The sequence below is a fragment of the Roseiconus nitratireducens genome, assembly GCF_008629675.1.
GTDB classification, from domain to species: Bacteria; Planctomycetota; Planctomycetia; order Pirellulales; family Pirellulaceae; genus Stieleria; species Stieleria nitratireducens.
Genome location: NZ_VWOX01000021.1, coordinates 82,995 through 108,622 on the forward strand (window position 1 = coordinate 82,995; position 25,628 = coordinate 108,622).

The window sequence follows — 25,628 nt, forward strand, 5'->3', positions numbered from 1 at the left end:
ACGAGAGCCCTGATGATCCATTCGCCCCGAACGATCTGCCTGCTGCGGCTGGCATTGATTCTTTGCATCGGCGCGTCCGCGGCTGAATCGTTCGGCCAAGCTGAGCCCGCGGCCCATCCGGACGAGATCAAAGCGGTGTTTCGCATCTCCAGGTCGTTTCTGGCGGAGGTGGCAGATCGCCCGATCGTTGCCGAGATCCCGTTGTGCGCCACGGTGCTCAATTTTCGCTGCAGCGGTGTGATCCACGGCGAAGGTCGACTGGCCATCGATTTGCAGCGTAGCGGTCAACACGCCGTGTTCGAGGTCACCAGCGAAGGTCGCGGACGGGCCCGCGTTCGCGGCCGGCGGGGGCCGATCGTTGCTCACGGGGCCGCGTGGGGGCCCTTTACCTCCCAGACGCTTGTGCGGTTTGACGGTCGACGGTTTTCAGAGATCTCGACGATCCCCCAGGTCACCGTGTGTGCGAGCGTCCAGCGGGTGACGGGGCACCGTGATCGCCCGCTCGGTCGGTTGATCGGATCGGGCATCATGCCAATGACGGACCACCTGATTCCCAAGGCCGTCGCGGAGGCCACTCCGATCGCCAACGGCTATCTGAAGGAGTTCGTGGAAGAAACCGCGGACAAGATCATTCTGCGGCTGAATCAAAAGACGCCGATCGAAGAATCCGTCAACCGGCTGTTTCCCAAGACAACAGACTGGGTATTCCAGATGTCGTCGGACGAACAATTCTTGCAAGCGGCATACGGGCCTCCGGGCGTGACGGTTCCCGCACTGCCGGAAGTGCCGGCAATGGTGGGCGACGTGCGACTTGAAGCGTGGTTGCGATCGACCAACGAGGAAGCCAAGCTGTTGGCCAAATTCGGCAACGGGCCGTTGGCGCGTCAGTTGGTTCAACGACAGCTCGAAACGCGTCTGCCCGAATTGGCAGCGTTGGCAGAGGAGCGAAGTGTGCAAGCGGTCGGCTCTTGGGTCGTCATCCAGATCGGCGCTCCCGACAACAACTGACGCCACCGGATCGCGTTGGAGTCATTGCAGTGGCGGCTCCCGACGCGTTTTAAGGCTGGTCACCCCACCCCCAAACCAACATGCGACGTCGCGTTCCACCGCGAATGTCCGGGCCGATCGTGAACGAATCGCATTACAGCCGACTTCCGCTCTTCTGTCTGAGACTGGGGGCATTTCTTTGCTTCGCCGGCTGGACCTGGGTGCACTATTACTGGGAAGGCCCTTACGGCGTGCTGCTCTGGCAGGATTCCACCTTCGAGCTGGCAACCCGCTTGGGCCTCAGTTGGGACGAATTTGTCGGGTCGGGTGCTGACGACGGCTTCGTCCAGAAATGGATTGCCAGGATCTGGTGGTTGTATCTGGTGTGTACGGTGTTGACCGTGACCGTTCGCGAGAGATCCTGGATTCAAATGTCCGCCTTGGTCGCCGGCAGCGGGCTACTCGTGTTGCTCAGCTACGCCAGCTTCGTCGCTTCGCAGCGGCAACTTCCGATGTTCGTTGAACACGGTGGCCAAATGCTGATCCCGATCCTGCTGGTCATGGCACTCGGACTTGGACCCGGCCACCGGGTCACGGTGACGACCGCCATCGTCGCGGTGATCATGACGTTCGCCGGACATGGGAGTTACGCGATCGGACTGTGGCCGACGCCCGGAAACTTTTACGCCATGACGACGGTGATCTTGGGGGTGGATTACGAAACGGCCCAAGCCCTGTTGCGAACCGCCGGCGTTCTAGATTTTTTGGTCTGCGTCGGGATTTGCATTCCGCTGGTGCGTCGCGGGAGTGCTTTGTACGCGGCCGGGTGGGGATTCTTGACGGCCATCGCACGACCCGTCGCCGGCATGTCGTGGGGGCTGAACTACTGGGGGGGCGACCAGTACTTGCACGAGGCCGTGTTGCGGGCACCACACTTCCTGATTCCCATGTTTCTGTTTTTAATCTGGCGGCGTCCACGACCGTCCGAAGCTCAAATAAACTAGCTCGATTCAAATCGATCGATTAGGCACCTCCATGAATCTGCACCGAACCAAATCAATCGCATGCTGCTGCTTTGCGTTGCTGTTTTTCGGCCACACGGCGCTGGCGCAACAGAATTCGCAACGCCGACCGGGCCGGGCGATCCTGGAAATCCCCGAGGTCCCGCGCAGCGAGGTCATCTGCTTTGCCCTGTACACGGTTCACGACAACACGCTCAAGTTGACCGCCCAACTTTATCCGCTTCAGTCGGGCGAACCCACGGCGGTTCGACTGGAAATCCAGAAAGACGGCCAGTGGGTCGAAGTTGCCCGCACGGACGTCATCGAACGCGGCTGGACGGCACCGTTTCGGGTCGAGGACTGGGACGACACGCAAGCTTACCCTTATCGCGTCCGGCATGGATCCGAAGCGGTCTACGAGGGCCTGATCCGCAAGAACCCGGTCGACAAAGATGAGATCGTCGTCGCTGGTTTTACCGGGAATTCAATCCAGCCCGCCCACGGCGGAGACATTTCGCGGCAAGACCTGATCGACAACGTTCAGAAGGTCGACGCCGACCTGTTGTTCTTCTCTGGTGATCAGGTCTACGATCACAACCGGCACTACGCGGCCTGGCTGAAGTTCGGGCGTGATTTTGGTGAGATCATCAAGGACCGACCCTCCGTCAGCCTGCCCGATGACCATGACGTTGGCCAACCGAATCTGTGGGGCGAAAGCGGAAAGATTTCCACGCTCAGTGGCAATGCCGACGGCGGTTATCGTCAGCCGGGAATCTATGTCCAGGAGGTTGAACGAGCTCAGACCAGCCACCTTCCCGATCCCGTGGACCCGCGGAAGATCGGACAGGGCATCGGTGTCTATTTCACCAATTTGAATTGGGGCGACATCGATTTTGCCATCCTGGAAGACCGCAAGTTCAAGACCGGTCCGGCCGGCCGAGTGCCGAAACAGGGGCCACGCCCCGACCACATTCGCAACCCGGATTATGATCCCGCCAGCGTCGATGTCGAAGGTGCCGTTCTGCTCGGCCAGCGGCAATTGGATTTTCTGGACGCCTGGGCCAGGGACTGGCACGACGCGCAGATGAAAGTCGCTCTGTCGCAAACGATCTTTTGTGGCGGGGCTCACATTCACGGGGGCGCCAACGGTCGATTGCATGCGGACATGGATTCCAATGGTTGGCCGCAAAGTGGACGTAACCGGGCATTGGAATCGCTCCGCAAAGGATTTGCATTTCACTACGCCGGGGATCAGCACTTGGCGACGATTTTTCATCACGGCATCGATGAACACCGCGACGCCATCTGGTCGTTCTGCGTTCCCTCCATCGCCAACCTGTACCTTCGCTGGTGGGAACCGCTGCAGCCGGGGCAGAACCGGGAACCGGGGAGCCCCGAGTACACCGGCGACCATCTTGACGGCTTCGACAACAAGGTCACCAACTACGCGGCGGCCAACCCCGACAAGAAACCCGCCGGCAACCTGCTGAACACCCGCGCGGCCGGTTTTGGGATTGTGCGGCTGAATAAAAAGACGCGGCAGATCACCATGGAATGCTGGCCACGGAACGTGGACGTGACCGATCCGTCGGCCCATCAGTATCCCGGTTGGCCGCTGACCATTTCGCAGTTCGACAACTACAACCCGCCGTCCTGGGGAAAGCTGGGCGAATTGACCTTTGACGTCGATTCACCGGTCGTCCAATTGGTCGATGCCGAAAGCGGTGAAATCCTTTACACCGTCCGCGTCAACGGAAAATCGTTTGTTCCCGGAGCGCCCGAAGGCCAGAGCTTCGATATCAAAGCCGGCCAGGACGCACCCGAGAAGACGGTCGTCCAAGGTGCTCAAGTCGGCGGGGAAGCGACGGCGGTGCAATTGAAGTGACCTGTCCAGCGAGCCGCGGACGCTCTCGCGTCCGTGATCGCGGAAAGCGGTTGCCTGCGAAATCCGGTGGCTCTCGCGCCGCCGATTTTTCCGATGTGCGAATTTCGCTCGGTCCATCTGTGTGCCGATAAGCCCAATGTGCTGATTTGGTGCGCTCGGTAGCGCGGCGAGGGCGAGTTTGCCACGTCGATGACCGGGCGAAGATGAAGTTTTCATTGGAAGAACCGCGCCCTAATCTGGATTCCCCAGGGCGAAGTCACTTGCCAAAGTAAATGACAAGTGGATTGCCCGGAGCGTGGTACGACGAATGCACCTTGCCGCGGGGCGTCACCTCGCCGTTCGAGGGATAGCGACCGCTTGGTTTCCTCATCTGCGGTCGGGGCGCGAGCACGGCTGCGGACGGGCCCCATCCCATTCCCGACGCGGCAAGTCTACTTCGGGGAATCGAATGATGAGACAATCCAGATTGCTGGTGATTCTGTTGTTCCTGTTGGCCCCGTGGCAGTGTCAGGGGGCGGAAGTGACCGACAATGAGAGACAGGGTCCGCAACCGCCCGAGGCGAGTGAGTCGCCGGATCTAGCAGCGATCCGAGAGCAATCCGGGGCCTTTGTGAAAGCCTTCAACGAAGGCGATGCCGCCAGGATTGCCGAGCTGTGGACCGAAGATGGCGAGTACCTGGATGGCTCCGGACAGCGATACGTGGGCCGCGAGGAAATCCGAAAGGCCTACGCCGAGTTCTTCAAAGAGAACCCGGAACACCGAATCAATGTTCGAATCGAAAGTCTACGGCAGGTCGGTCCCAACGTGGCCATTGAAGACGGCATCGCTGGAGTGGATTCCCTTCCACTCGGAGTCGGCATGAGCCGTTACACGGCGGTCCACGGGAAATCGGATGGCAAGTGGCTGATGACATCGGTCCGCGACAGCCCGGTTGAAGTTTCTGAAGCGCAACGCAACGCCGCCGACTTGGCTTGGCTGATTGGCAATTGGGTTGCGGAAGAACAAGGCGTGCGAATCGAGTCCGCTTGTCGCTGGGTTGCCGGGGATCACTTTATCAAACGGGATTACACCACGACGCTGGTCGACGGCACTCAGACTTCGGGAGTTCAATTGATCGGATGGAATTCGTTGAATGAGTACGTTCAATCTTGGGATTTCAGTCCCGACGGTGGGCATGCCGTTGGCGTTTGGCGGCCCGTCGAAGGCGGGTGGATGGCGGAGGTGCACGGAATGACGGGTGATGGCATCACCACCGACGCCGTCAATACGCTGCGCCGGCTGGACGACAACGCCTACGCTTGGCAGTCGACGCAACGGTTTTTGGGAGACACGCCACTACCCGACACGAATGAAGTTGTGATCAAACGCCAGCCGGGAAAGGATTTGAAAGACCAGTGAGCACAGACCAGTAAGCACAGACCAGTAAGCACAGGCCAGTAAGCACACGGATGACCCAGCATCCCTCCAAAACATTCGAACCAATCTGTCTTGGGAGCCTTCGCTCATGAGTCCTCGATCCAACCTGATCGTCCCGATCGTTCTGTTGATGGTCTGTTTGCCGATTGCCGATCTCTCGGCACGTGGTTTCGGCGGCGGCCGTGGCGGTGGTGGCGGAGGCCACAGTTTTGGCGGAGGCGGCGGAGGCCACAGTTTTGGTGGTGGAGGCGGGGGCCGCAGCTTCGGTGGCGGAGGTGGAGGCGGAGGTCACAGTTTCGGAGGCGGGGGCGGTGGAGGTTTCAGCGGCGGGCTTGGCGGTTCTGGCCGGAGTAGTGGTGGTCGCGGCGGGTCCGGCGGCGGATTCGGCGGCGGATTCGGCGGTGGAGGCATGCAGGGCAGTCAAGGATCCGCTGGCTTTGGCCGAAGCTCGGGAGGGTTCTCGGGGGGAAGCGGCGGATTCAGCCGTGGCGGATCATTTCAAGCCGGCGGCACGCAGTCGGGACGCGGCGGCAATTCGCGCGGGATGAACGGATTCGGACAGTCGGACTTTGGAGCGTCGTCGCGGGGCAACTCGGGGTTCGGTGCGTCCGGAGGCTCCGACGCCGGCATGCGTCGATCGGGAAGCCGGACCGACGGGGGAAGGCGCGGAGATTTCGACGCCACGGGGATGCAAGCTGGCAACCGGGGCGGGGCCGGAAGGTCGGGCGACCGATTCTCAACCCCCAGCCAGAACCAATTGAACAGCTTCCTGGGATTGCCCTCCGACAGCGGGCTGCAGGGTTTGGGCGCCGGCAATCGTACCGCGGCCACTCGATCACCGGAGCGGGGCAGCAACCTGGATATTAACTACGGAACCAAGCAGGGAGACCGGGGAGGGCAGGCCGCGGGCATTGCCGTCACCGGACCTCAAGGAAATACCGCTGGGCGTGCCGTCGGTGTTGGCGCGGAGGGCGGTGCCGCAACCGCGAGCGGAGTTCGAGGTGCGGAAGGCAACGCCGCCGGTCGTGCCACGGCCGTCGGTCCCGAAGGAGGTGTCGCATCGGTGGGTGGAATTCGCGGTTCCGAAGGTGGCGCGGCGGCGCGCGGAGCGGCCGTTGGTCCCGACGGAGGCGTGGCCGCGGCTCGCGGAGCGCGCGGTTCGGAGGGAGGCGTCGCCGCCAGGGGTGCGGCGGTCGGACCCGATGGCCGTGCCGTGGCCGCCGGTGGAGTGCGCGGTCCGGGCGGTTATGGTGCCGGACGCGCCGTGGCGGTGGGACCGCAAGGCGTCGCCGCCGGATTCACCCGGGTCTCCCCCTCGGCCAGATACACGACCGCCGTCTCCGTGCGAAACGGCTACAGCCACTGGGATCTGTATGGACGCGGTTGGTACAACCGCTATCCCGGGGCATGGTACGCCGCCGGCTGGGTTGCTGGTTCCGCGTGGACCGCTTGCAGCTGGAATTCCGCCGCGGCGTATTTTGGATATGGGAACGTCACGCCGATCTACTACGACTACGGCCAGACCGTCGTTTACCAAGGTGACAACGTCTACATCAACGGACAAGACGTCGGGACCTCCGATCAGTATTACGACCAGGCGACTGAGTTGGCCGAAGCCGGGGCTGAGTCAAAACCGGATTCGGACACGCAATGGTTGCCATTGGGCGTCTTCGCGCTCACCCAGTCCGGCAAGCAGCAATCGAACGTCACCCTCCAACTTGCGGTCAACAAAGAAGGGGTCATTCGCGGAAACTACACCGATACCGCGACCGACAAGAACCAAGTGATTCAAGGATCGGTCGACAAGAAAACACAGCGAGTCGCTTTTACGGTCGGCGACAACACGAACGACGTCGTGGAAACCGGTTTGTACAACCTGACCAAAGATGAAGCACCCTGTCTGATTCACTTCGGCAACGAGAAGACCGAACAATGGCTGCTCGTGAGGCTCGAGCAGAACGATCCATCGGGTTCGGGCAGTGACGCGGGGTCGAGCCAGTAGAGCTGGCCGCGCAGCGCCACGTTGCGTCAGCCGCGTGGCACTAGCCGCGGGTTATCTCGCCTCAACCGGCGGCTAGCGCCTTGCCGCTCATTGCATTGGAAATCACGGTTTTTGATGGGAAGGCAGCGACGGGATTTGCGAGATTTCAGACAGGGCCTAGCCGGACAGCGCCACTTTGCGTGAGCCGCGTGGCGCTAGCCGCGGGTTTTCTCCCGCCAACCGGCGGCTAGCGCCTTGCCGCTCATTGCACTGGAAATCACGGGGCTGAAAGTGGCGCCGTCCAGCTAGCCGTTGCAACTCCGCACACTCCGGACCGTATTTCCGAGACCCACGTGAGCGACAGTCTGAAGACTTTCGCTCGTTGCAGGCAGATGTCGGTGACACAAATGACATGCGATCGATCGTTCCTTTCCACTTCCAGTCACTCGTTCCGTTTGGAGCCCCCGCACCATGTATCGAATCCTCCGCAGTATTCTCTTCTCGGCGGTCCTCGCAACGACCGTGGCTTGGTCGTCGGTCGAAACCAAGTTGCAAGCCCAGCAAGTCACCGGCGACCCCGGTTCGCCCAGCGCCACGACGACCATCGACGGCAAACAGTTGCCTCCGCCGGATCCGGCGTTTGGCGGAGTCATCAAACAGAGTGCGTTGGACTCCAAAACCTGGTGGCCGCCCCGAGTGGTCCCGCCAAAGCAGGCCCCCAACGTTTTGTTGATCATCACCGATGACGCCGGATTCGGAGTGCCAAGCACATTCGGCGGCGTGATTCCCACGCCGGCGATGGATCGCGTCGCAAAGATGGGTCTCCGCTACAACAACATTCACTCAACCGCTCTTTGCTCGCCCACGCGCGCGGCGCTGATCACCGGACGCAATCACCATTCGGCGGGATTTGGTGTGATCTCGGAACAGGCGACCGGGTTTCCCGGCTACGACAGCATCATCAGAAAAGACAAGGCAACCATCGGCAGGATTCTGCTGGACAACGGCTACGCAACGGCCTGGTTCGGCAAAGACCATAACACGCCAGCTTTCGCGGCCAGCCAGGTGGGGCCGTTCGATCAATGGCCGATCGGAATGGGGTTCGAGTATTTCTACGGGTTCGTTGGTGGCGACGCCAATCAGTGGGAACCCAATCTGTTTCGCAACACCACCCAGATTTATCCGTTCGAAGGTAAGCCGGACTGGAATCTGGTGACCGGCATGGCGGATGATGCGATCGAGTATTTGCATCGCATCGATCAGATCGATCCTGCCAAACCGTTCTTCATCAAGTACGCCCCCGGCGCGACGCATGCTCCCCATCATCCGACGCAGCAGTGGGTCGAAAAGATTCGCCAGATGCACCTGTTCGATGACGGCTGGAACAAGCTGCGGGAAACCATCTTTGAAAACCAGAAACGCTTAGGGGTGATTCCGGCTGACACCCAGCTGGAACCGTGGCCGTCCGAAGTGATCAAGGACTGGGACAGCTGTACTCCCGAAGAGAAGAAGCTTTTTATCCGGCAGGTCGAGATCTTCGCCGCCTACGCCGCCTACAGCGACCACGAGATTGGTCGCGTGATTCAAGCGGTGGAGGACATTGGAAAGCTGGATGACACACTGATCTTCTATATCAACGGCGACAACGGTACCAGCGCCGAAGGCGGTCCCCTTGGCACTCCGAACGAAGTCGCTTTCTTCAACGGGATCAACATGATGCCGGTCGAAGAGCAGATGAAGTGGTACGACGTTTGGGGGACCGAGCAGACCTACAATCACATGTCGGCCGGATGGTCGTGGGCATTCGACACCCCGTTCACATGGTTCAAACAGAACGCATCGAAACTGGGTGGGATTCGCCAATCCATGTGCGTCGCCTGGCCCAACGGGATCAAGGACCAAGGCGGCCTGCGTGAGCAGTTCTGCCACATCATCGACATCGTGCCGACCATCCTGGAGGTGGCCGACATTCCCGCACCCGAATACGTCGACGGGATCAAACAGTCACCGATCGAAGGGACCAGTCTGGCCTACACGTTCGACGCCAAGAATGCGGATGCGCCTTCGGAGCACCAGACCCAATACTTCGAAATGTTTGGGCAGTGGGCTCTTTACCACCAAGGCTGGCTATTGAGCACCAAAGTCAACCGGGCACCCTGGGTTGCCTACGGGGCCGCCAACCCAGATCCGCTGAACAATCAAGTCTTGGAACTGTACGACTTGACGAAAGACTTCAGTCAATCGCAGGATCTGGCAGAACAGTATCCGGAAAAGGTCCAACAACTCAAAAAACTGTTCATCGCCGAAGCCGAGAAATACCAGGTCTTTCCGATGGACGCTTCGGTGGCGGCTCGCATCATCGCACCGCGGCCGAATATCACGGCCGGCCGAACCGAGTTCGTCTACACGATGCCGATGACCGGATTGCCGCAAGGCGATTCGCCGCTGCTACTGAATACGTCCTACAAGATTTCCGCCGAGATCGAAATACCCGACGCCGGCGCCGAAGGCATGATGCTGACTTCCGGAGGCCGGTTTGGCGGATACGGTTTCTACCTGTTGGAGAGCAAGCCGGTGTTCGTTTGGAACTTGCTGGATCTGAAACGGGTCAAGTGGGCGGCCTCCCAGCCACTCTCTCCCGGAAAACACCGTGTCGAGTTTGACTTCAAGTACGACGGTCTTGGAGTGGGGACGCTGGCCTACAACAGCATGAGTGGTCTGGGCCGTGGCGGCACGGGAACTTTATTGGTCGACGGCAAAGTGGTTCAAACCCAGAAGCTGGACAAGACGTTGCCCGTGATACTGCAATGGGATGAAAGCTTCGACATCGGCTCGGACACGTTGACGGGAGTCAACGACGCGGACTACAAGCCACCATTCGTCTTCACCGGAAAGTTGAACAAGCTGGCCATTTCGGTCGATCGCCCAGAGCTCTCACCGGCGGACATCGCGAAGCTTCAGGCCGCTCAACGGAATAATGCCTCAAGCGAGTGAGGCCGGCGCCAAAGCAAAAGCCCGCAAAAGGACAGGAACGAACGCCAGATCTGGTTCCAAGGCTCCTGCCTTGGAACCGGCTGTCTTGCCGGCTCGGCCGAGTGATTCAGTACCACATCGTGCCAGAGCGAGATTAAACAGGAATCACTGATCCTCGCTTTCCGACGGCTCACCCCGAGCCTTCAGCCTGATCAGAACTTCGTTGCGTCGCAGGGCGGCCGGCTTGAAGGGCGGGTCGTAGCCTGCCGTTTCCGCGGTTGCTTCGCCCTCCAATCCGCGCGACTGCATCCACTCGCGGAGCTTCGTCTCTTGCTCCTCGGCGAGCTTGGAATCGAGCTGGCCGGAGAAGCGAATCACGGCAAAGCGGCCACCCTTTCGCGTGCGGATCTCTACGTTCGTCCCGGACGGATCGGGCGCGCCCGATTCCGCCACGTCTTTTGGCATCACGAAGCCCATGGAAGCCGCGGATGGATCACCGGCCGGTTCCATGAACACGGGGGTCGTCATCTCGATCTTCTGATTCGCCTGATTCTCGCCACTGATGTAGCCGAACAAACGCATGAAACTGCCGTCACGTCCCTCGGCGTCCGGCTTGGCGTTCGTCGCGGCGAGCGTCAGGTCCGGGTATTCACGGATCTCAAAGCTGCCATCCGCTTCGATCACTTCGTATTCGGCTGTCTCGTAGCCCGTCCGCTCCGCCAGCGTCCAGGCGGTCAAGCCGACCAGAATCATTCCCACGGAGGCGACCAGGCAGATCGTTCGCATGTTCATCGGTCCGGGATCCTTGTACGAGAAAAACCGCTACGCTCAAGTCTGTCGAATGGTAGCGCCTCGGCTAGCTTGCCGTTGCGGGGGCAAAAAAAATCGACGAAATCAATGATTCTGCCGTCATCCACGTCGGTCGGGCACGCCAGCATAGGCGTGATGGATGTGCAGCGAAAACCAAGCAAGTCTCACCACCATGGAACTCGACAAAAGTGATCTCGCCGAACTGGCGTCGCTCGGAAAACACCGCGCGGGCCCGCGTGCGCTGGCGACGGTGCTGGGAAGCGTCTTGGGAGGCTTGGCGCCGTTCCTTTTGGCAATCGTTTTCAGCCGCAGGTCTTTCGGCGAGCAGATCGAATTTTATGGATCGACGTGGTTTGAGGGGCTGATCGGGTTGCTTGGCGAGTTTGTCGTGCCGGTTCTCGTGAGCGGTCTGGCGGGCGCGGCCGTTGGGTATTGCCTGGGGTGTGCTTGCTCGTCAGATATCGCGTTCGGACGGAGGGTCGTCGCCGGAGGTGTGGCCGCGGGATTCGTCGTGGCCATTCTGATTGCGGTCGTCGTCTATTGGTCGGAACTCTTTCGTTCCATCTCACCGGCGGACACCGATTCAGCCGAAGTGCTTGATGATGTGCTGTGGTTGGTCATCGGTCCGGGGTTTCACGGTGCCTGGATTGGGGCGGTCATCTGTGGAGCGGTCTGGGCAACATTTTCCCGTCGAAAGGTCGGGCCTCTCCGAGGCGCGATCGGCTCGGCCATCGTCGCGGGACTTCTTTCGACGATGGTCATGTTGTTGATCGAACAACTCACGTCACCTCCGGGCAACTACCAGGGCGGTGCGGGGTTTGGTCCGCAAGTGGGACATTTCCTGACCTTCTTCTTGGCTCACCTGTTTGTCGTGCTGCCACTGACCATGATCGTCGGCGCCATCCTGGGCTGGCGCTGGCACCGCCCGCTGCCCAGATCCGTGACTGACATCGGCAGACTGGACGACCAGCCGATCGCCAAAGCCGCGGAAGAATGATCCCTGTCGGTCGCCGCCGGCGGCCTGGTCAAACACCATCGAAGGAAGCCGGTTCGGCGCGGCGCTCACTCACCTCAAGCCGCTGGACCGATTCGAGCTGCGACCCTTTCGAACGCAGCAGTCGTCCGAAGCCGTGAATCGGCTCAGAAGTTCCATTGATGGATGATCAGATTGTCATCGTTTATCAGGACGACTTCGAGAAGTTCGATGACGCCGTTGCCCCGCGACGGATCGATTCGGATGGAATGAACTTCGGTTGTCGGGGAAAAATCGATTCGATAGTCATGCACCTGGCCGTCATGCATGACTTCAAAGGGTTGGCTTCTGGAAGCGGAAAAGGGTTGACGTCCATCCCGCCAAAAGAACTGACCTCGCCCGGAAGAGTTGGACTTCATGCGGAGTCGCAGCTTCAGCTTGCTGGCGGGGATAGGTTGATCCAATGGGTAACTTAAATATGGGTCCCCGCCGGTGCTCGCAACTCGCAACACGCCCTTGGGGTGGGAAAGTTTGCAGGTGCCACCGGGTTGCCATCCCGCGACCGGTTGGCCTGCTGGCCTGCGTTTTCGTGGTTCGGGTTTCTTTGTGCCGCCTTTCAATTCGGCCTTGCCTTCCCGCGTGATGTCGTAGCGGGTCGGTTCAAAGCTTGGGTTCGGACGGGGACGGACGGCGCTCGTGTCCAACAGATGTTGTTCGATCAAAGCGTCCAGATGCCGGACGCGTTCTGGGAACTTCTCCGCCAGGTTGTCCTGCTCACCGAGGTCCTCGCGAAGATTGAACAGCTTGTAGCGATGAGATTCGTTTTTGCCACCGTGAAAGATCCGAATCAATTTCCAGTCGCCCTGGTGAACGCTGGCCGATGGGGGCAGCCAATCCGGGATGGCCGGCGAATGAGGGAAATACGTGAAGATGGCTTCACGATCGAGTTTGCCTCCCTTCAGTGCCGGGACCAGGCTGATGCCGTCAAATTGTTGGCCGGGCTGCGGATCAATGTTCAATAAATCCAACAGTGTCGGATAATAGTCGCTGCTTTGAATGGTCTGGTCACTCGTCGAACCAGCCTCGATCACTCCGGGTTGGACAACGATCGCGGGGCCGCGGATGCCACCTTCGTACATCGTCGCTTTGCCTCCGCGAAGTGGGGCGTTGCTGGTAGGGGTCGTTCCGTCGACTTCGTTGTACATGTTGCCACCGTTGTCCGATGCGAACACGATGATGGTGTTATCGGCGATCCCCAATCGGTCCAGTGCGTCAAGCAAAGTTCCCACCGCATCATCCATGCTTTCGATCATTGCCGCGTAGGTGGGGCTCCGTTGCGGGCCGTCCGGGTCGACGGCGTGGCGATACTTTTCGATCAGTGTTTGTTTGGCGTCAAACGGAGCATGGACGCTGAACATCCAGTAGTTCAAGAAGAACGGCCGGTCGGCGTTTTGATCCATGAACGCTTCGGCTTCCTTTGCCATGCGATCTTCGATGTGTTGATCCGGGGTATCCGGGTCGGGATCAAAGTCGTCGTAATTCCAAGGCGCCACGTAGCCGCCCGCCGGACCCGGACCGGCGAAATGGGGGACGTCGACATCGAAGCCGTGTTGCAGCGGCGAGTAAGGCTCCGGTCCCAGGTGCCATTTCCCGAAATGCCCGGTGGCGTAGCCGTTGTCGCGAAACATTTCGGCCAACGTGTAGTAGTCCGTCTTCAACCGTGTGACCGATTCGACAACCGTTGCCATCTGGTGAGGTGGGCCGGACGATTTCGCCGCCGGTTCCAGGACCACTTTGGGCAGATGGCAGGTCGGCGAGGTGATGCCGTGTCGAGCCGGACTGGTGCCGGTCAGGATACTCGCGCGCGTCGGAGAACAGAGGGGGCTGGATGAATACGCGCGGGAGAAAGTCATCCCCCGCTTTGCAAGCCGCTGGATGTTGGGGGTGCGATAGAACTTGGTCGTGCCGAACAGCGTTGTGTCGCTCCAGCCAAGGTCATCCGCCAGGATCATCACGACATTGGGTTTCGCGTCGGCTACCGTTGCCGGATGAGCCTGCCCCGCGATCCCGAGGGCCACGAGAGCGATGATGGTTGATGCGGTTGAAGCAGCTGGGATGGATGGAAGTCGAAGCATCGGGAAGCGCGTTTGGAAGAGGTCGGATTCAAAGTCCATGTGTCAAGATTGTGGTCGCTCGACGATACAGAATTGCAGGATCGATCGGGTTGGTTGCTTGAGGCATCAATCCAATAGAAAGGTGACGAATGCCGAATCGCCGGCGGTGCGACGGCCCGCAATCAGGATGCCAGACATCGCATCGCCATCGCCAATCCGGTAGATCTGCAGTGCTTCGATGGTTGGAGCGTCGAATGCCTGCTTCAAGGCTGCTTTGGCTTTCTGTGGGTCGTCATGACCGTCCAACATGGTCGACGCACTGCGGCGTGCCGGGGGATCTTCCAGTGCCGACAGTTCGTCAATGATGGAACCAGGGGCATCGGGGCGCGCGAAGACCAACTGCCAGGTTTGCAGCCAACGCTCGGGTCCAAATCTCTCCCAGGTGTTGCCGCAGAAAAATTGGTACCAGTGCCGGGCTCTTTGTTCGAGTGAATCTTGGCCCGATTCAGCGGACGAAAGTGACTCGGAAAACACCGCGGTGCCGAACGCCGCTTGGTTGGGTCCACCAAATGCTTGTTCCAATTCCTGGACCCATTCGGGACGCTCGCCGGCAGATGATTGATTCGCGTTCATAGGGCTATGGTATCGACATAAGTGCAAACAACTCGGAAACAACCTTCACCCTCCCGCAACAAGTGGAAGGGTGAATTAAGTAGCTCGACAGCACCACTTCCAATCAAAAAGCAACGTGATTTGCAGTGCGATGAGCGGCAAGGCGCTAGCCGCCGGTTGAGGCGAGAAAATCCGCGCCTAGCGCCACGCGGCTCAAACAAAGTGGCGCTGTCCAGCTAACGACCCTTGTCGCTACCCATGTTCATCGCGAGTGTTCGCGCGGTTGCTCAGCCGGGATTCGTCAACGGTGGAAGCATGATAGCGTTTTGAGCGACAGGCCCGTCGCTTTCTCCATCCCCCTGGTTTGCCGCTGAGACCGGATTCTGAGCCGTTGCAAGGGGCGGGTCGAAAAGTGTTGGATTCGGCTCAGCGAAATCGGCACATCTTGCTATGATGGTTGGGTCCAGACGGTGATCGACGCGACATTGCATCCCTCCCCCCCACGCGTTCGCGATCGTTTAGCTTCATCGTGAGCTGGCCGTTTGGATCCCGCCCGCATGCAGATTGACCTACACCAATTGGTCTCGCCCGCCCAATGCATTCCATTTCGCAAACAGCGTGTCGACTGTTGCTGCTTTCCTGCGCGGTCGTTTTCGTCGCTCCGTCGATGCGAGCGGAGAAACCCCACGAAGAGGCCCCGTCGGAAGCGGTCGCAGCCGGTCAACCGACCGGGGTTGCCGATCGGCAGCCCAGTCTGGCGGAGTTGAAACGAATCGGCAAAAAGCAATCGCGTTTTCGGAATTCCGTCGCCGCCGGTGCTTCGCTTAGCAGCAGCACTGCGGAATCGGAAACGCGTCACGCCGACTTGGCACAGTTCGAATCGACGATCGGGCCGCTTCTGGAACAGCACTGCATCGATTGTCACGGTCCCGATACGACCGAGGGCAATCTGCGAATCGACACGCTCGATCCTGATTTGTCGCAAGGCGGGGATACGGATTGGTGGACCGAAGTGTTTGCCGTGGTGACCAACGGCGAGATGCCGCCACCTGACGCGGGGGAATTGGATGACGGCCAGCGACGGCAGCTTGTGGACTGGCTGTCGACAGAACTGCACACCGCCTCGATCGTGCGCCGAAGGTCCGGTGGTCATTCGGCGTTCCGTCGAATGACTCGGTACGAATATGGATACGCCTTGCAGGACTTGCTGGGATTGCCATGGGACTTCGCAAAAGACCTCCCCCCGGAGGCTCAATCGGAGGAAGGCTTCGAGAACAGCTCGGATCTGTTGAGCCTTTCCGTCTCGCAATTCGAAACCTACCACCGCATCGCTCGAACGGCTCTGGATCGTGCGACGGTCCAGGGCGATCAACCACCGACCTTGTACTGGGGAATCTCCATGGCGAAGGCCGCTCAGGGAGAGTGGTCCCAGCAAGACGAACAGATCGAATCGCTGAAGAAGGAACTGAAGGACGAACCGGATGAATTGGAGGCAAAGCTGGAGCAACTCCAACAGCAGTTTCGGCAGCCGCCAGGAGGGGCTTACTACAAGGATTTGTCCAATGGCAGGTTGGCGGAAGCTCGGTGGAATTACCACGGGGCCCGATACGCCTTTCCGCCACAGGATCAGCCCGCTGCATTCCCGGACGAGTTCGATTGCGTCGCGGTATTGCCCAGCGGGCGCGGTCCGCGGCTGATCTGTGAACTGGGGAATCAATTGCCGGACCAGGGCACGATGCGGGTGACGGTTCGAGCGTCGCGGGTGAACACGCAAGCCGATCGCTTTCCCAGTTTGCAATTGATGTTCGGATGGCAAGCCAGCAACGAGGGCCGGGCTTTGTTGCGTGTCAGCAGCGAAGATACGCCCGTCACTGCCACGCCGGAACGGCCGCAGATCATCCAATGGGACGTGCCGCTCGGTGAAATCTATCCCCGCAATTCGGTCAGGAAAACGTCCAAGATGGGCGCCATGCCCAGCCCCTCGGAATACATCCGATTGGTCAACAGTTCGGCGTCGCCGTCCCAGTTGCAAATCGATTACGTGCACGTCGCGGCACCGGTGTACGACCAATGGCCGCCGGAATCACATCGTCGGATCTTTGGGGAAGCGGATGAGGCGTCCGACGAGTTGACGCGTGCGAGGGAAGTCGTCGCCCATTTCATGAATCGGGCCTGGCGGCGACCGGTCAGCGATGCCGACATCGATCGCAAGCTGGATCTGTTCACGGAGATTCGTCCGCGATGCGATTCCTATGAGCAAGCGGTCGTCGAAGTCTTGGCGACCGTGCTTTCGTCGCCTCAGTTCTTGTGCGTCACGAACACGCCAGTCGCGGAGGCAAGCCATGACGACGAAACGGAACTGCTTGATTGTCACTCGCTGGCCAATCGTTTGTCGTTTTTTTTGTGGTGCAGCATTCCCGATCAAGAGCTGCTGAACCTGGCTGACGGCGGGCGGCTGGCCGACCGCGAGGTATTGGCGTCACAAGTCCAGCGAATGCTTGACGATCCACGCAGCGAACGTTTTGTCGAGCACTTCGTGTCGCAGTGGCTGAACCTGCAGTTGCTGGAGTTTCAAAACTTTAAACAGCACGTTCGTGGCTTCGATCCGTTGTTGAAAGAAGCCATGCAGCAGGAACCCGCGGCGCTGTTCAGCGAGATGCTTCGGGAAAACGCCAGTCTGCTGGATTTTATCCACGGTGACTATGCGATCGTCAACGAACGCTTGGCGGACCACTATGGATTGTCGGGTGTCCACGGAAACCATTTTCGCCGCGTTGCACTCGGTGACGGCTTCCGCCGCGGTGGCTTGCTGACGCAGGCCGGTTTGTTGGCGATGAATTCTGATTGGCCCGATTCTCATCCGCTCAAGCGAGCGATCTGGTTGCTCGAATGTCTTTTGGCTGACCCGCCGCCGCCACCGCCGCCCGCCGTGCCGCAAATCGATTTGGCCGATCCGGAAATTGCAAAGATGACGCTGAAGGAGCGCATCGAAGATCACCGAAATCACGCCGCCTGCATGTCCTGTCATGTCAAGATCGATCCCTGGGGCATCGCCTTCGAAAACTTTGACGCGTTGGGCCGGTGGCGTGATGAGATCAACGGCCAGCCGATCGACGCGAGCAGTGAACTGTTCAATCACCAAACGCTTGACGGCATGGACGGTTTGAAACGGTTCCTGCTGCAGCATCGCCAGGACCAATTTGTCCGAGCGGTCGTGTCCAAGCTGGCCACGTTCGCTCTCGGTCGACCATTGGCCTTTGCCGACCGGGCCGAGGTGGATGCGATCACCGCTCGGGTCCGCCAGCAAGACGATGGTCTGAGAACGGTCATCGAAGTGATCGTCCAAAGCGACCTGTTCCGAACCAGGTAACGGTCGCCTCCTCTCCCGTCATCCCCATCTGCCAGCATTCATCATTCACTGAGGAAGCAACCCATGGGATACAAGCTAGAAACGATCGACCGACGCTGCTTCTTGCGTGGCAGCGGGGTGGCATTGGCGTTGCCGGTGTTTGGATCGTTGGCCGGCGAGGTTGCGCACGGTGCCCCGTCGAAACCGAATCCGAAGCGTCTGGCCTGTTTTTACTTTCCCGATGGTGTGCCGATGCCGTTGCCGGAAGATCCGGCTCACCAGGATTGGTCTTGGTTTCCACACGGCGGTGGCGAACAGTTCACGTTCACCAAGTGCATGGAACCACTTGAATCGATCAAAAGTGAGTTGACGGTTCTGTCAGGGTTCTCGCATCCAAAGTCGCGAAACGTTCATGGCCACAACAATGCCGACCAGTTTTTGACCGCCGGAGCCACCGGCGGCGGCGACAAAGAATACGAAAACACGATCTCTCTGGATCAAGAATACGCGAGGCATGTCGGGGATCAGACACGTTTTGCGTCGCTGGTGATGTCGACCGACGGGGGAACCGGGACGGCTCGCGGAACCCACACGATTTCGTTCGATCGTCACGGGCGACCGATTCCCGCGGAACATCGGCCCAAGCGGATCTTTGACCAGCTGTTCGTCAAGAGCGACAACGATTCCGCCCGCCGGCTGGAGCTCAGTCGCAGCGCGCTGGACGAAATGCTGGAGGATGCCCGTCGGTTGCGACGTTCATTGTCGACAGCCGACCGACGCGTGCTGGACGAGTACCTGGACTCGGTCCGGCAAGCTGAGGTCAAAGTGGAAAAGGCAAAGCGTTGGTTGGGTGCGCCGTTGCCCAGTGTCGATCGCGATCAGTTGAATTTGGAACTGACCACCGACGAACCTCGCGAGTACCTGCAAACGATGTTCGAGCTGATCTACCTTGCTTTCAAGACCGATTCGACACGCGTTGCGACCTACCAGATCGGACGCGAGAACGGGGTCGGTCGCAGCGACCACCTGGCCCGCGCCGTCGGGTTCAATCTGGCCCATCAGTTGTCGCACGAAACCAAAAATCCTGACGGCTGGAAGAACTTTGGCACCTACTGTCGGTTTTTGAACGAGGAGTACGGGCGTTTCATCGGGAAACTGAAAGCGACGCCCGAGCCCGGCGGAACCGGCAGTCTGTTGGACAACACGCTGCTGCTGTTCGGATCAGCATCCAGTGCGTTTCATCTGTCACGCAACTATCCGTTGATCCTGGCGGGCGGAAAGAACCTGGGATTCCGTCACGGACGGTACGTCAATCACGCCGGAACCAACTTTCAAGGTGGGCCTTGGTTGGGTGACCGTGAGCCCTGGCAGGACGAAGCGAAAGGCGATGACTTGCCGCTGTCGAATCTGTACTTGACCATGCTGCAGCGTCTGGGCGTCCCAGCCGATTCCTTCGCTGACAGCACCGGAGTCGTCGAAGACGTTTGAGCTGGATGACGTGCCGGTAGTGCTGCGTCTATTGCGTCACGTTGACATTCGCTTTCCCTTCGGCATGAGTATCTGCACAACTGAAATCACTCGCGTGCATCCTTCATCCTCCCGCGAGGAGTTCCAAGGTTCCCGCCTAGGAACCCGCTGTACTCGCAGGCTCCGCCTGCCATCCCAGTGCCTGCTACGACACCCCAGAGCAATCTTGCTCTGGTTCCGAGGCTCCCGCATTGGAACCCACTGCAATCGCAGGCTCCGCCTGCCACATCAACGACCGAGCAGGCTTCCAGAGAGGACGCCGCCTCGATTCGGGAGGTCACCAATGCATGACGAAGCCGCCGTCGACGTTCACGGTCTGCCCCGTGACTTCTTTGGCACGCTCCGACGAAAGGAAGACAATCATCGCGGCGACGTCTTCGCTGGTTTGCCAGCGGCCAAGGGGGACCACGCTTTTGATCTTTTGTTCGGACCAATCTTCGTAGCTCAGCCGTTCCGACGGGGCGGTTCGCTCGTTCCATGCTTGCCAAACCGATCGATTCAGGGGCGTTTTGACCATGCCCGGGCACACCGTGTTGACTCGGATGTTGTGAGGGGCCAAATCCTTGGCCATGCACTGGGCAAAATTGATATTGGCGGCCTTGCTGGCGCTGTAGGGAGGGTCCGTCTGCGAGCCAATTTGGCCGGCAATCGACGCCAGAAAGACGAACGTTCCCGCGTCGTTGCGGATCATCGGTGGTGTCAGCGCGTGAGCAACGTTGACCATACCCATGATGTTGATTTCCAGCGTATGCCGCCAATCGGCGGGGCGTAAATTGGTGAACGGATATCCGAACGTTCCCGACCCCGTGGCAGCACAGTGGACGACGTGTTGGATGCTTTGACCCTGCCGCTCCATTTCCGAAACTGCCTGTTCGGTCTGGTCGCTGTCGGAAACATCGACGTGATTTGCCGTGACTTCAATTCCCTCTGCCCGAAGTTCATTGGCGGTTGCCTCTAAAGATGGAGCGATGTCCCACAGCGTGAGAGAGCACCCTTCCTGGGCGAACAGCTTTGCGGTCGCCAATCCAATGCCACTTGCCGCACCCGTGATCAGCGCCTGGTGTTGATTCAGTCCAAGATCCATGTCCCGTTCCGTTCGCTACTGGGCAGCAAAGCCGCCTTTGAGAGATGCCGCCGACTGTCCCGCTGGACAGGGTTTTCGGGGCGGAGTTTATCTGGGCAGCACTTAGCTGGGCAGCGCTGCTTTGCGTGAGTCGCGTGTCGCTAGCGATTTTTAGCATCGACCGGCGGCTATCCCTTGCCGATCATCGCACGGCAAATCCCGGTGTTCTTGATTGATAGCACACACGATCGCCAGAGTGTGGGATAGGCGACCTGGCACCGTCTGGCGACGGCAGTTAAATCGACGGTGTGATTTGTGTTTGTGAAGCTCATTCGATTCGGATGGTGGTGAACGAATACGGAGGCACGTCGAATCTGGCCGGTTTGCTGGGAAGCTGGTGTTCGATGATCGTTTCTTGCGGCGTGACTTGATTCGTTTGTTCGGCCGTGTTGTGGGCCTCAAATGAGGCACTCAGCGAAACAACATTCGCGGTGGAGTCCTTGACCGTCATGCCGTCGACTTGGATTGCGATGGGTTGGCTGCGGCCCAGCCGGTTGACGATTCGGACGATCACCGAATTACCATTCTTCGATCCGGTCGCCACCACGTCCATCGTCTCCGGGACTTCGCCTTTCCCTGTTCCGCTGACGTCCGTTTTCAAGACCCATGGTTGGTAAGCTCGGGCGATCATTTGCGTCACATATCCAGGCGGTTGCAACCAGACTTTGGAACCATTGAGAAACAACAGACCTTGATCCCATCCGTTGTCATTCTGGCCATCTGGTTGCAAGCAGTTCGCGGACAGCGCCATCGGAACTCGGCCGTCACGCATGATCCGTCCGATCATTTCCGCGTTCGCGAGTGCCCGACGTTGGCGGTGATTGTTCGCATTGAACTCAAAGACAACAACGCGATGTTTTGCCCCATCCGCCAGTTGTTCCAGCGCATCCACGTAGGTAAAGAACGCATTCATCGAGGGCGTCGGGTCGGGGCCGCCGGTCCAGACATGGGTATCAAACCAAACTTCGGTGTCAAGTTCCTTGGCCAATGCCAGGATTCTTTGATGTGTGGCAAGCGAAGTGATACCCGCCGGGGACCCGGAGAAATCAAACGGATCCGTGATAGGAGCGTCGAACTGGAAGTCGCCGACAATCAGAATCAGATTGGGATCGCGATTCCAAAGTGTTCTGGCGATGGGTTCAAAACGATCCCAATAAGCTTCGTTGACGGATTCCTCATTTCCCAGCTGGATGTGTCGCAGCCGGTAAGGATTTGCTCGCCCATCGGAGATTCGTTTGGCGCCCCAACGCGTATCCGCTCCTCCGCCCGCGTACTCCAGAAAATCAGCCATGTCCGCGGGTGTTTCATCGATGCTGAAGCAGGGGATGCCCAAAAAACCTGCTGCGTCACAGAGATCCAGGAAATCCAGAATGCCCCAACCGTTGGTCGACTCGTCGTACCAATGGCCATCATACGGTTCGCGTCGGTCGCGCGGACCGATCATGTTCTTCCAGCGATAATCCGGTGGATTGTCGACCATCGACCCGCCATAGCGAAGCGCCGTGACGCCCTGATCCAGCAATCCTTCGACAATGTCACGTCGCACCGGCAGATCCTTGAATCGTCCCCACGGTCCCGGTTGCAAAAATGCGTGACCGAGGTCCAGTTGTCCGGGCTGTTCAAGGCGAATCACTACTCGTCCGTCCAAGACTTCGTCGCTGGGTGTTAGTGCCAATTCGTAGCGTTCCCAGCCCTCGGGTGCGTCGACCGACAGTCGTTGCGTGGCGAGCCGGCGGGTGCCGTCAGAGTTTTCCAGAGACACCGAGACGGCGGTTGACGATTCGGAGCGAAGCCACACGTATCCCTGGTAGGGCTTTGCTTGCCGGAAAGTCATTCCCCAGCGATTCAAGCCTCGATTGGCAACTCCGATGGCGCCGCTTCCGTTCTCAAGAACGATCCGTTGACATTGCGAACCGACGAACGGCCGATCATGGACCAGCTCGTATCGCCCCACGGCGTCACCGTCGATGACTGCGTCCCACATGCCGCTGACCTCAGCGGCCGAATCGTTTTTGGTGAAGCCGGCCGACGCCTCCACTCCGCTTTTGATCAGTTCCAAGTTGCGGTACCGCGCGGGGCGTTGCCATTGACGCAGGCCGATCGTTCCGGGAGGCAGTGGCCTCTCGTCGCGGATCTCTACCAGACGCTTGTCATTCACATCAACGGAAAAGTGATCGCCCTCGATCACGACACGCAAACCAATCCACTCATCGGCTGGGACCGGGCAGGGGACGTAGGCCAGACGGCGAAAATCGTGATCGTGGCGGCCAACGATCAATCGGTTTGCCTGGCAATCCAATGAGACCTCGTAGCCCCGGAAATTATCGGCGCCCCGTTTCGCATCGCCGACTGCAAGGATCAGCCCACCATTCCCAGCGTCGTTGCCAGGGAGTTGCACGTCGACGCTGACCACGCCCCGGAGGGTCGCGGGACCTGTACGGACCAGCTTTGGGCCATCGCCGCCCCCGCCAGTCAAAACGCCTTCGGCAAAATTCCATTGCCCGCCGACAACCTGGTAACCTGCGACGGGGCTCTCTTTACTTGGCTCCTGAAAGCTTTCGCCGAAGATCATTTGGCTGTAGAGCGAACCGTAAATCTCGTGGTTCACATCTTCGATGCAGGCCCCGGTCAGGTACGGCGACACTTCGTGCTGTCGGCGCGATGCATCGACAGTGATTGAAACCCTTTGGCCAGGTGCGGCAGAACACGGTGCCAAGAAGAGGAGGGCACAGGCAGTTCGAACGAAGTTCATACGGGAAGCTTTCCGGCATGCTTGGAAATGACTGATGGTCGGCTTTCCGATTGTGTCGCGTACCGGCTTCGATTGCCATGAGATACGTCTGGTCTGGCACGAGAAATATTGTCTTCCCCCGGTGGCGGCAGTTCTTCACGAAGGTGGTGGCGCTCGCGACCACGCGGCCAAACGAGGGTTTTTCGCGTAGTCGCCGCGGGTGCGACCTAGATTGTTTGAGGATTTGATGGTGATGAATGGCCAGGATCAGCGTGGCAAACGCCTCCGATCGCTCGACTACCTAAGCGTCTGAAATGCTTAAATACCTGTTGATTCCGCTGGGCATCTTGTCCGGCATCCTGTTGGCTTTACCGCAGTTGGTCGTGGTCGGATACATTTTTCTGATTATTCCGGGGCTGATTCTGACGATCATCCCGACAATCTTCGTGTACCTCCTGGCGACGTTTTTGATTCGGTGCTTGTTGCCGCTGTCGCCCGGGATTGGCGCGACCTTGGTTGCGGCGGTTTTGGCGGTCGGGCTGGGGTTCGTTGCGATGCTTCCGGGAAGATTCGCGGCAAAAGATCAATTTCAACAGGCTGCACTTCCGGACATCGTTGCGACCGAAAGAATTCGACTGACCGGAAACGTGCTGGTCGATTTTCCGCCGAATCTAATGCGGTCGAAGCCGCCGATCGACTGTGATTTCATCTGCACGTCCTTGCTGGGTACACCCGGGATCGAAAGTGTTACCCGGGTTAGTCGCGGCGACTCCGTCACGTTTCGGAAAGGCTCGGAAGCGCCCGGGACGTTCGTTCTGCCCGATCAACCACAGAGAATCTTGAAGGTCCTGGATCAGCTCTCGAAGGATCGAGTCCACAGGAACTTCCAGGAAAGAAAGGAGCGTGACAGGAAACTGCAGGCCGCGCTCGCGTTGCAGATTGCTCACGGGGAACCCTTTCGACGCAGCGACCCGTTGGCGGACGATTCCATCGACTGGCGGGTCACCTTTGACAACCTTCGCGAGAAGGGCCAGCCTCGCGTCGAACGCCTTGAAATCCGAGATTCAACCGGCACGGTCCAGTTCCGCAAGTCCCTGGTGACGCATCGCGTGCCGGCACCCTTCTTTTACTTTGGATTCCAAATCGGAAGTGCCGCGAGCGGTTTTTCCAGTGCAAAGTTCGTGGTCGGCGGCTCCCGATACTCCAACCAGGAACGCTACTACCGGCTGGATCCCGCGGTGGAACTGGTGCGAGCCGTCGAGGTTTCGGAGCCCCAACCGGCTTCCGATTCGCTGGCGCAAATGGAGCAGGAATTGTCCGAAGTCCTTGACGATTCAAATGCGACGGAGTTACAGCTGCTGCTTGCACCGTTGTGGCTGCAACTGTTTCAATACGATGCGGGCGAAGAGCACCTCGATACGATCGCAAAGATCCTGCTGGATGAACGCATTCCGGATCCGCGGGAGCCACTGCAAAGTGCATTGCGGAGCCGCACGGATTTGACGCCGCTGCGAGCCGGCTTGGCAATACGCTTTTTGACTGCGACGGATCCAAAATCGCAAACGTGGTATGTCTCGAAACTGGTGGATCTTCCTGACGGAACTTTTGCACAGCCGACGGCTGATGAGATCGCGATCTGGGATCTTGCCCTCTCGAGTCATCAGGCCGCGCCCTTCGTTGAACGACTGGCGGACCAGGGGCAAGCGGCGGTACCGCAATTGCTGGCGATCCTCGACCAGTCCTTGGATCAGCGGTGGCACGATCGTTGGCACGTCTTGAAGGGACTTCGAAACGCATTCAAGCGTTTGGGTCCGGAAGGGGCGCAAGCTATTCCACGGGTCCAATCGCTCTTGGCGACGTCTAATTCGCCGCTGAGCAATTCCGCCAAAGATCGACGCGAGTGGACGGCAGCACTGACCGCCATGGACGTTGCCGCCGAGGACCTGCCGTAGGTCCCATCGATTCGATCGGCAATGCACCCGAGCATCATTCGAATCCCACTGATAGGGGTAGGGAAGCCCGGTTGAGCCGGGCTCCCCTCCCTCCGAACCGTGCGTGCGGTTCTCCCGCACACGGCTCTCCAGTTAGTAGGCCCCCGAGAGGGAAGAGGCGAAACGGACGTGGGCTTCGCGCAGACTGTAGAGC

The 25,628-nt window shown here is 59.4% G+C and carries 15 protein-coding genes; 10 read left to right on the top strand and 5 right to left on the bottom strand.

What is annotated here, in order from left to right:
- The first annotated feature begins 12 nt into the window (after positions 1-12).
- From FYK55_RS25210 to FYK55_RS25245, 6 genes are all read left to right on the top strand, one after another.
- Complete coding sequence (locus FYK55_RS25210; protein WP_150079408.1) at positions 13-1,008, top strand: hypothetical protein; 996 nt, start codon at positions 13-15, stop codon at positions 1,006-1,008.
- An 80-nt stretch (positions 1,009-1,088) separates the two neighbouring features.
- Positions 1,089-1,991, top strand: coding sequence for a hypothetical protein (locus FYK55_RS25215; RefSeq protein ID WP_201743803.1), 903 nt, complete (start codon positions 1,089-1,091; stop codon positions 1,989-1,991).
- 31 nt (positions 1,992-2,022) lie between these two features.
- Entirely contained in the window at positions 2,023-3,873 is a 1,851-nt protein-coding gene (locus FYK55_RS25220) for a hypothetical protein (RefSeq protein ID WP_235908968.1), read from the top strand.
- 448 nt (positions 3,874-4,321) lie between these two features.
- The gene (locus FYK55_RS25225) at positions 4,322-5,272 is read left to right on the top strand and encodes a YybH family protein (protein ID WP_161604739.1); all 951 of its coding nucleotides are present in this window, start codon (positions 4,322-4,324) and stop codon (positions 5,270-5,272) included.
- Positions 5,273-5,378: 106 nt separating this feature from the next.
- Positions 5,379-7,292 (top strand): protocadherin, encoded by a 1,914-nt coding sequence (locus FYK55_RS25240; RefSeq protein ID WP_201743804.1) that lies wholly within the window; start codon positions 5,379-5,381, stop codon positions 7,290-7,292.
- 450 nt (positions 7,293-7,742) lie between these two features.
- Complete coding sequence (locus FYK55_RS25245) at positions 7,743-10,265, top strand: arylsulfatase (protein ID WP_150079411.1); 2,523 nt, start codon at positions 7,743-7,745, stop codon at positions 10,263-10,265.
- A gap of 144 nt (positions 10,266-10,409) precedes the next feature.
- Here FYK55_RS25245 and FYK55_RS25250 read toward each other — a convergent pair whose 3' ends face one another.
- A complete protein-coding gene (locus FYK55_RS25250) occupies positions 10,410-11,036 on the bottom strand; it encodes an SOUL family heme-binding protein (RefSeq protein ID WP_150079412.1) in 627 nt (208 codons plus the stop codon).
- Between the two features lie 190 nt (positions 11,037-11,226).
- Between FYK55_RS25250 and FYK55_RS25255 the strand changes: the two genes are divergently transcribed.
- On the top strand, positions 11,227-12,051 hold the full coding sequence (locus FYK55_RS25255; RefSeq protein ID WP_150079413.1) for a hypothetical protein: 825 nt from the start codon (positions 11,227-11,229) through the stop codon (positions 12,049-12,051).
- Between the two features lie 143 nt (positions 12,052-12,194).
- On the opposite strand, the gene FYK55_RS25260 is transcribed toward FYK55_RS25255, so the two are convergent.
- Positions 12,195-14,162 carry a sulfatase gene (locus tag FYK55_RS25260; RefSeq protein ID WP_235908969.1) on the bottom strand — a complete coding sequence of 656 codons (1,968 nt, stop codon included), beginning with the start codon at positions 14,160-14,162 and terminating at the stop codon, positions 12,195-12,197.
- Between the two features lie 105 nt (positions 14,163-14,267).
- A complete protein-coding gene (locus tag FYK55_RS25265; protein WP_150079415.1) occupies positions 14,268-14,774 on the bottom strand; it encodes a hypothetical protein in 507 nt (168 codons plus the stop codon).
- 574 nt (positions 14,775-15,348) lie between these two features.
- Between FYK55_RS25265 and FYK55_RS25270 the strand changes: the two genes are divergently transcribed.
- Together FYK55_RS25270 and FYK55_RS25275 are read left to right on the top strand one after the other, a co-directional pair.
- A complete protein-coding gene (locus FYK55_RS25270; protein WP_235908970.1) occupies positions 15,349-18,123 on the top strand; it encodes a DUF1592 domain-containing protein in 2,775 nt (924 codons plus the stop codon).
- Positions 18,124-18,186: 63 nt separating this feature from the next.
- Positions 18,187-19,590 carry a DUF1552 domain-containing protein gene (locus FYK55_RS25275; RefSeq protein WP_150079416.1) on the top strand — a complete coding sequence of 468 codons (1,404 nt, stop codon included), beginning with the start codon at positions 18,187-18,189 and terminating at the stop codon, positions 19,588-19,590.
- A 316-nt stretch (positions 19,591-19,906) separates the two neighbouring features.
- On the opposite strand, the gene FYK55_RS25280 is transcribed toward FYK55_RS25275, so the two are convergent.
- The gene (locus FYK55_RS25280; protein WP_150079417.1) at positions 19,907-20,713 is read right to left on the bottom strand and encodes an SDR family NAD(P)-dependent oxidoreductase; all 807 of its coding nucleotides are present in this window, start codon (positions 20,711-20,713) and stop codon (positions 19,907-19,909) included.
- A 307-nt stretch (positions 20,714-21,020) separates the two neighbouring features.
- The gene (locus tag FYK55_RS25285) at positions 21,021-23,396 is read right to left on the bottom strand and encodes a family 16 glycoside hydrolase (protein ID WP_161604741.1); all 2,376 of its coding nucleotides are present in this window, start codon (positions 23,394-23,396) and stop codon (positions 21,021-21,023) included.
- A gap of 401 nt (positions 23,397-23,797) precedes the next feature.
- Here FYK55_RS25285 and FYK55_RS25290 point away from each other — a divergent pair, with 401 nt between their 5' ends.
- Positions 23,798-25,435 carry a hypothetical protein gene (locus tag FYK55_RS25290; RefSeq protein ID WP_150079419.1) on the top strand — a complete coding sequence of 546 codons (1,638 nt, stop codon included), beginning with the start codon at positions 23,798-23,800 and terminating at the stop codon, positions 25,433-25,435.
- The last annotated feature ends 193 nt before the right edge of the window (positions 25,436-25,628 follow it).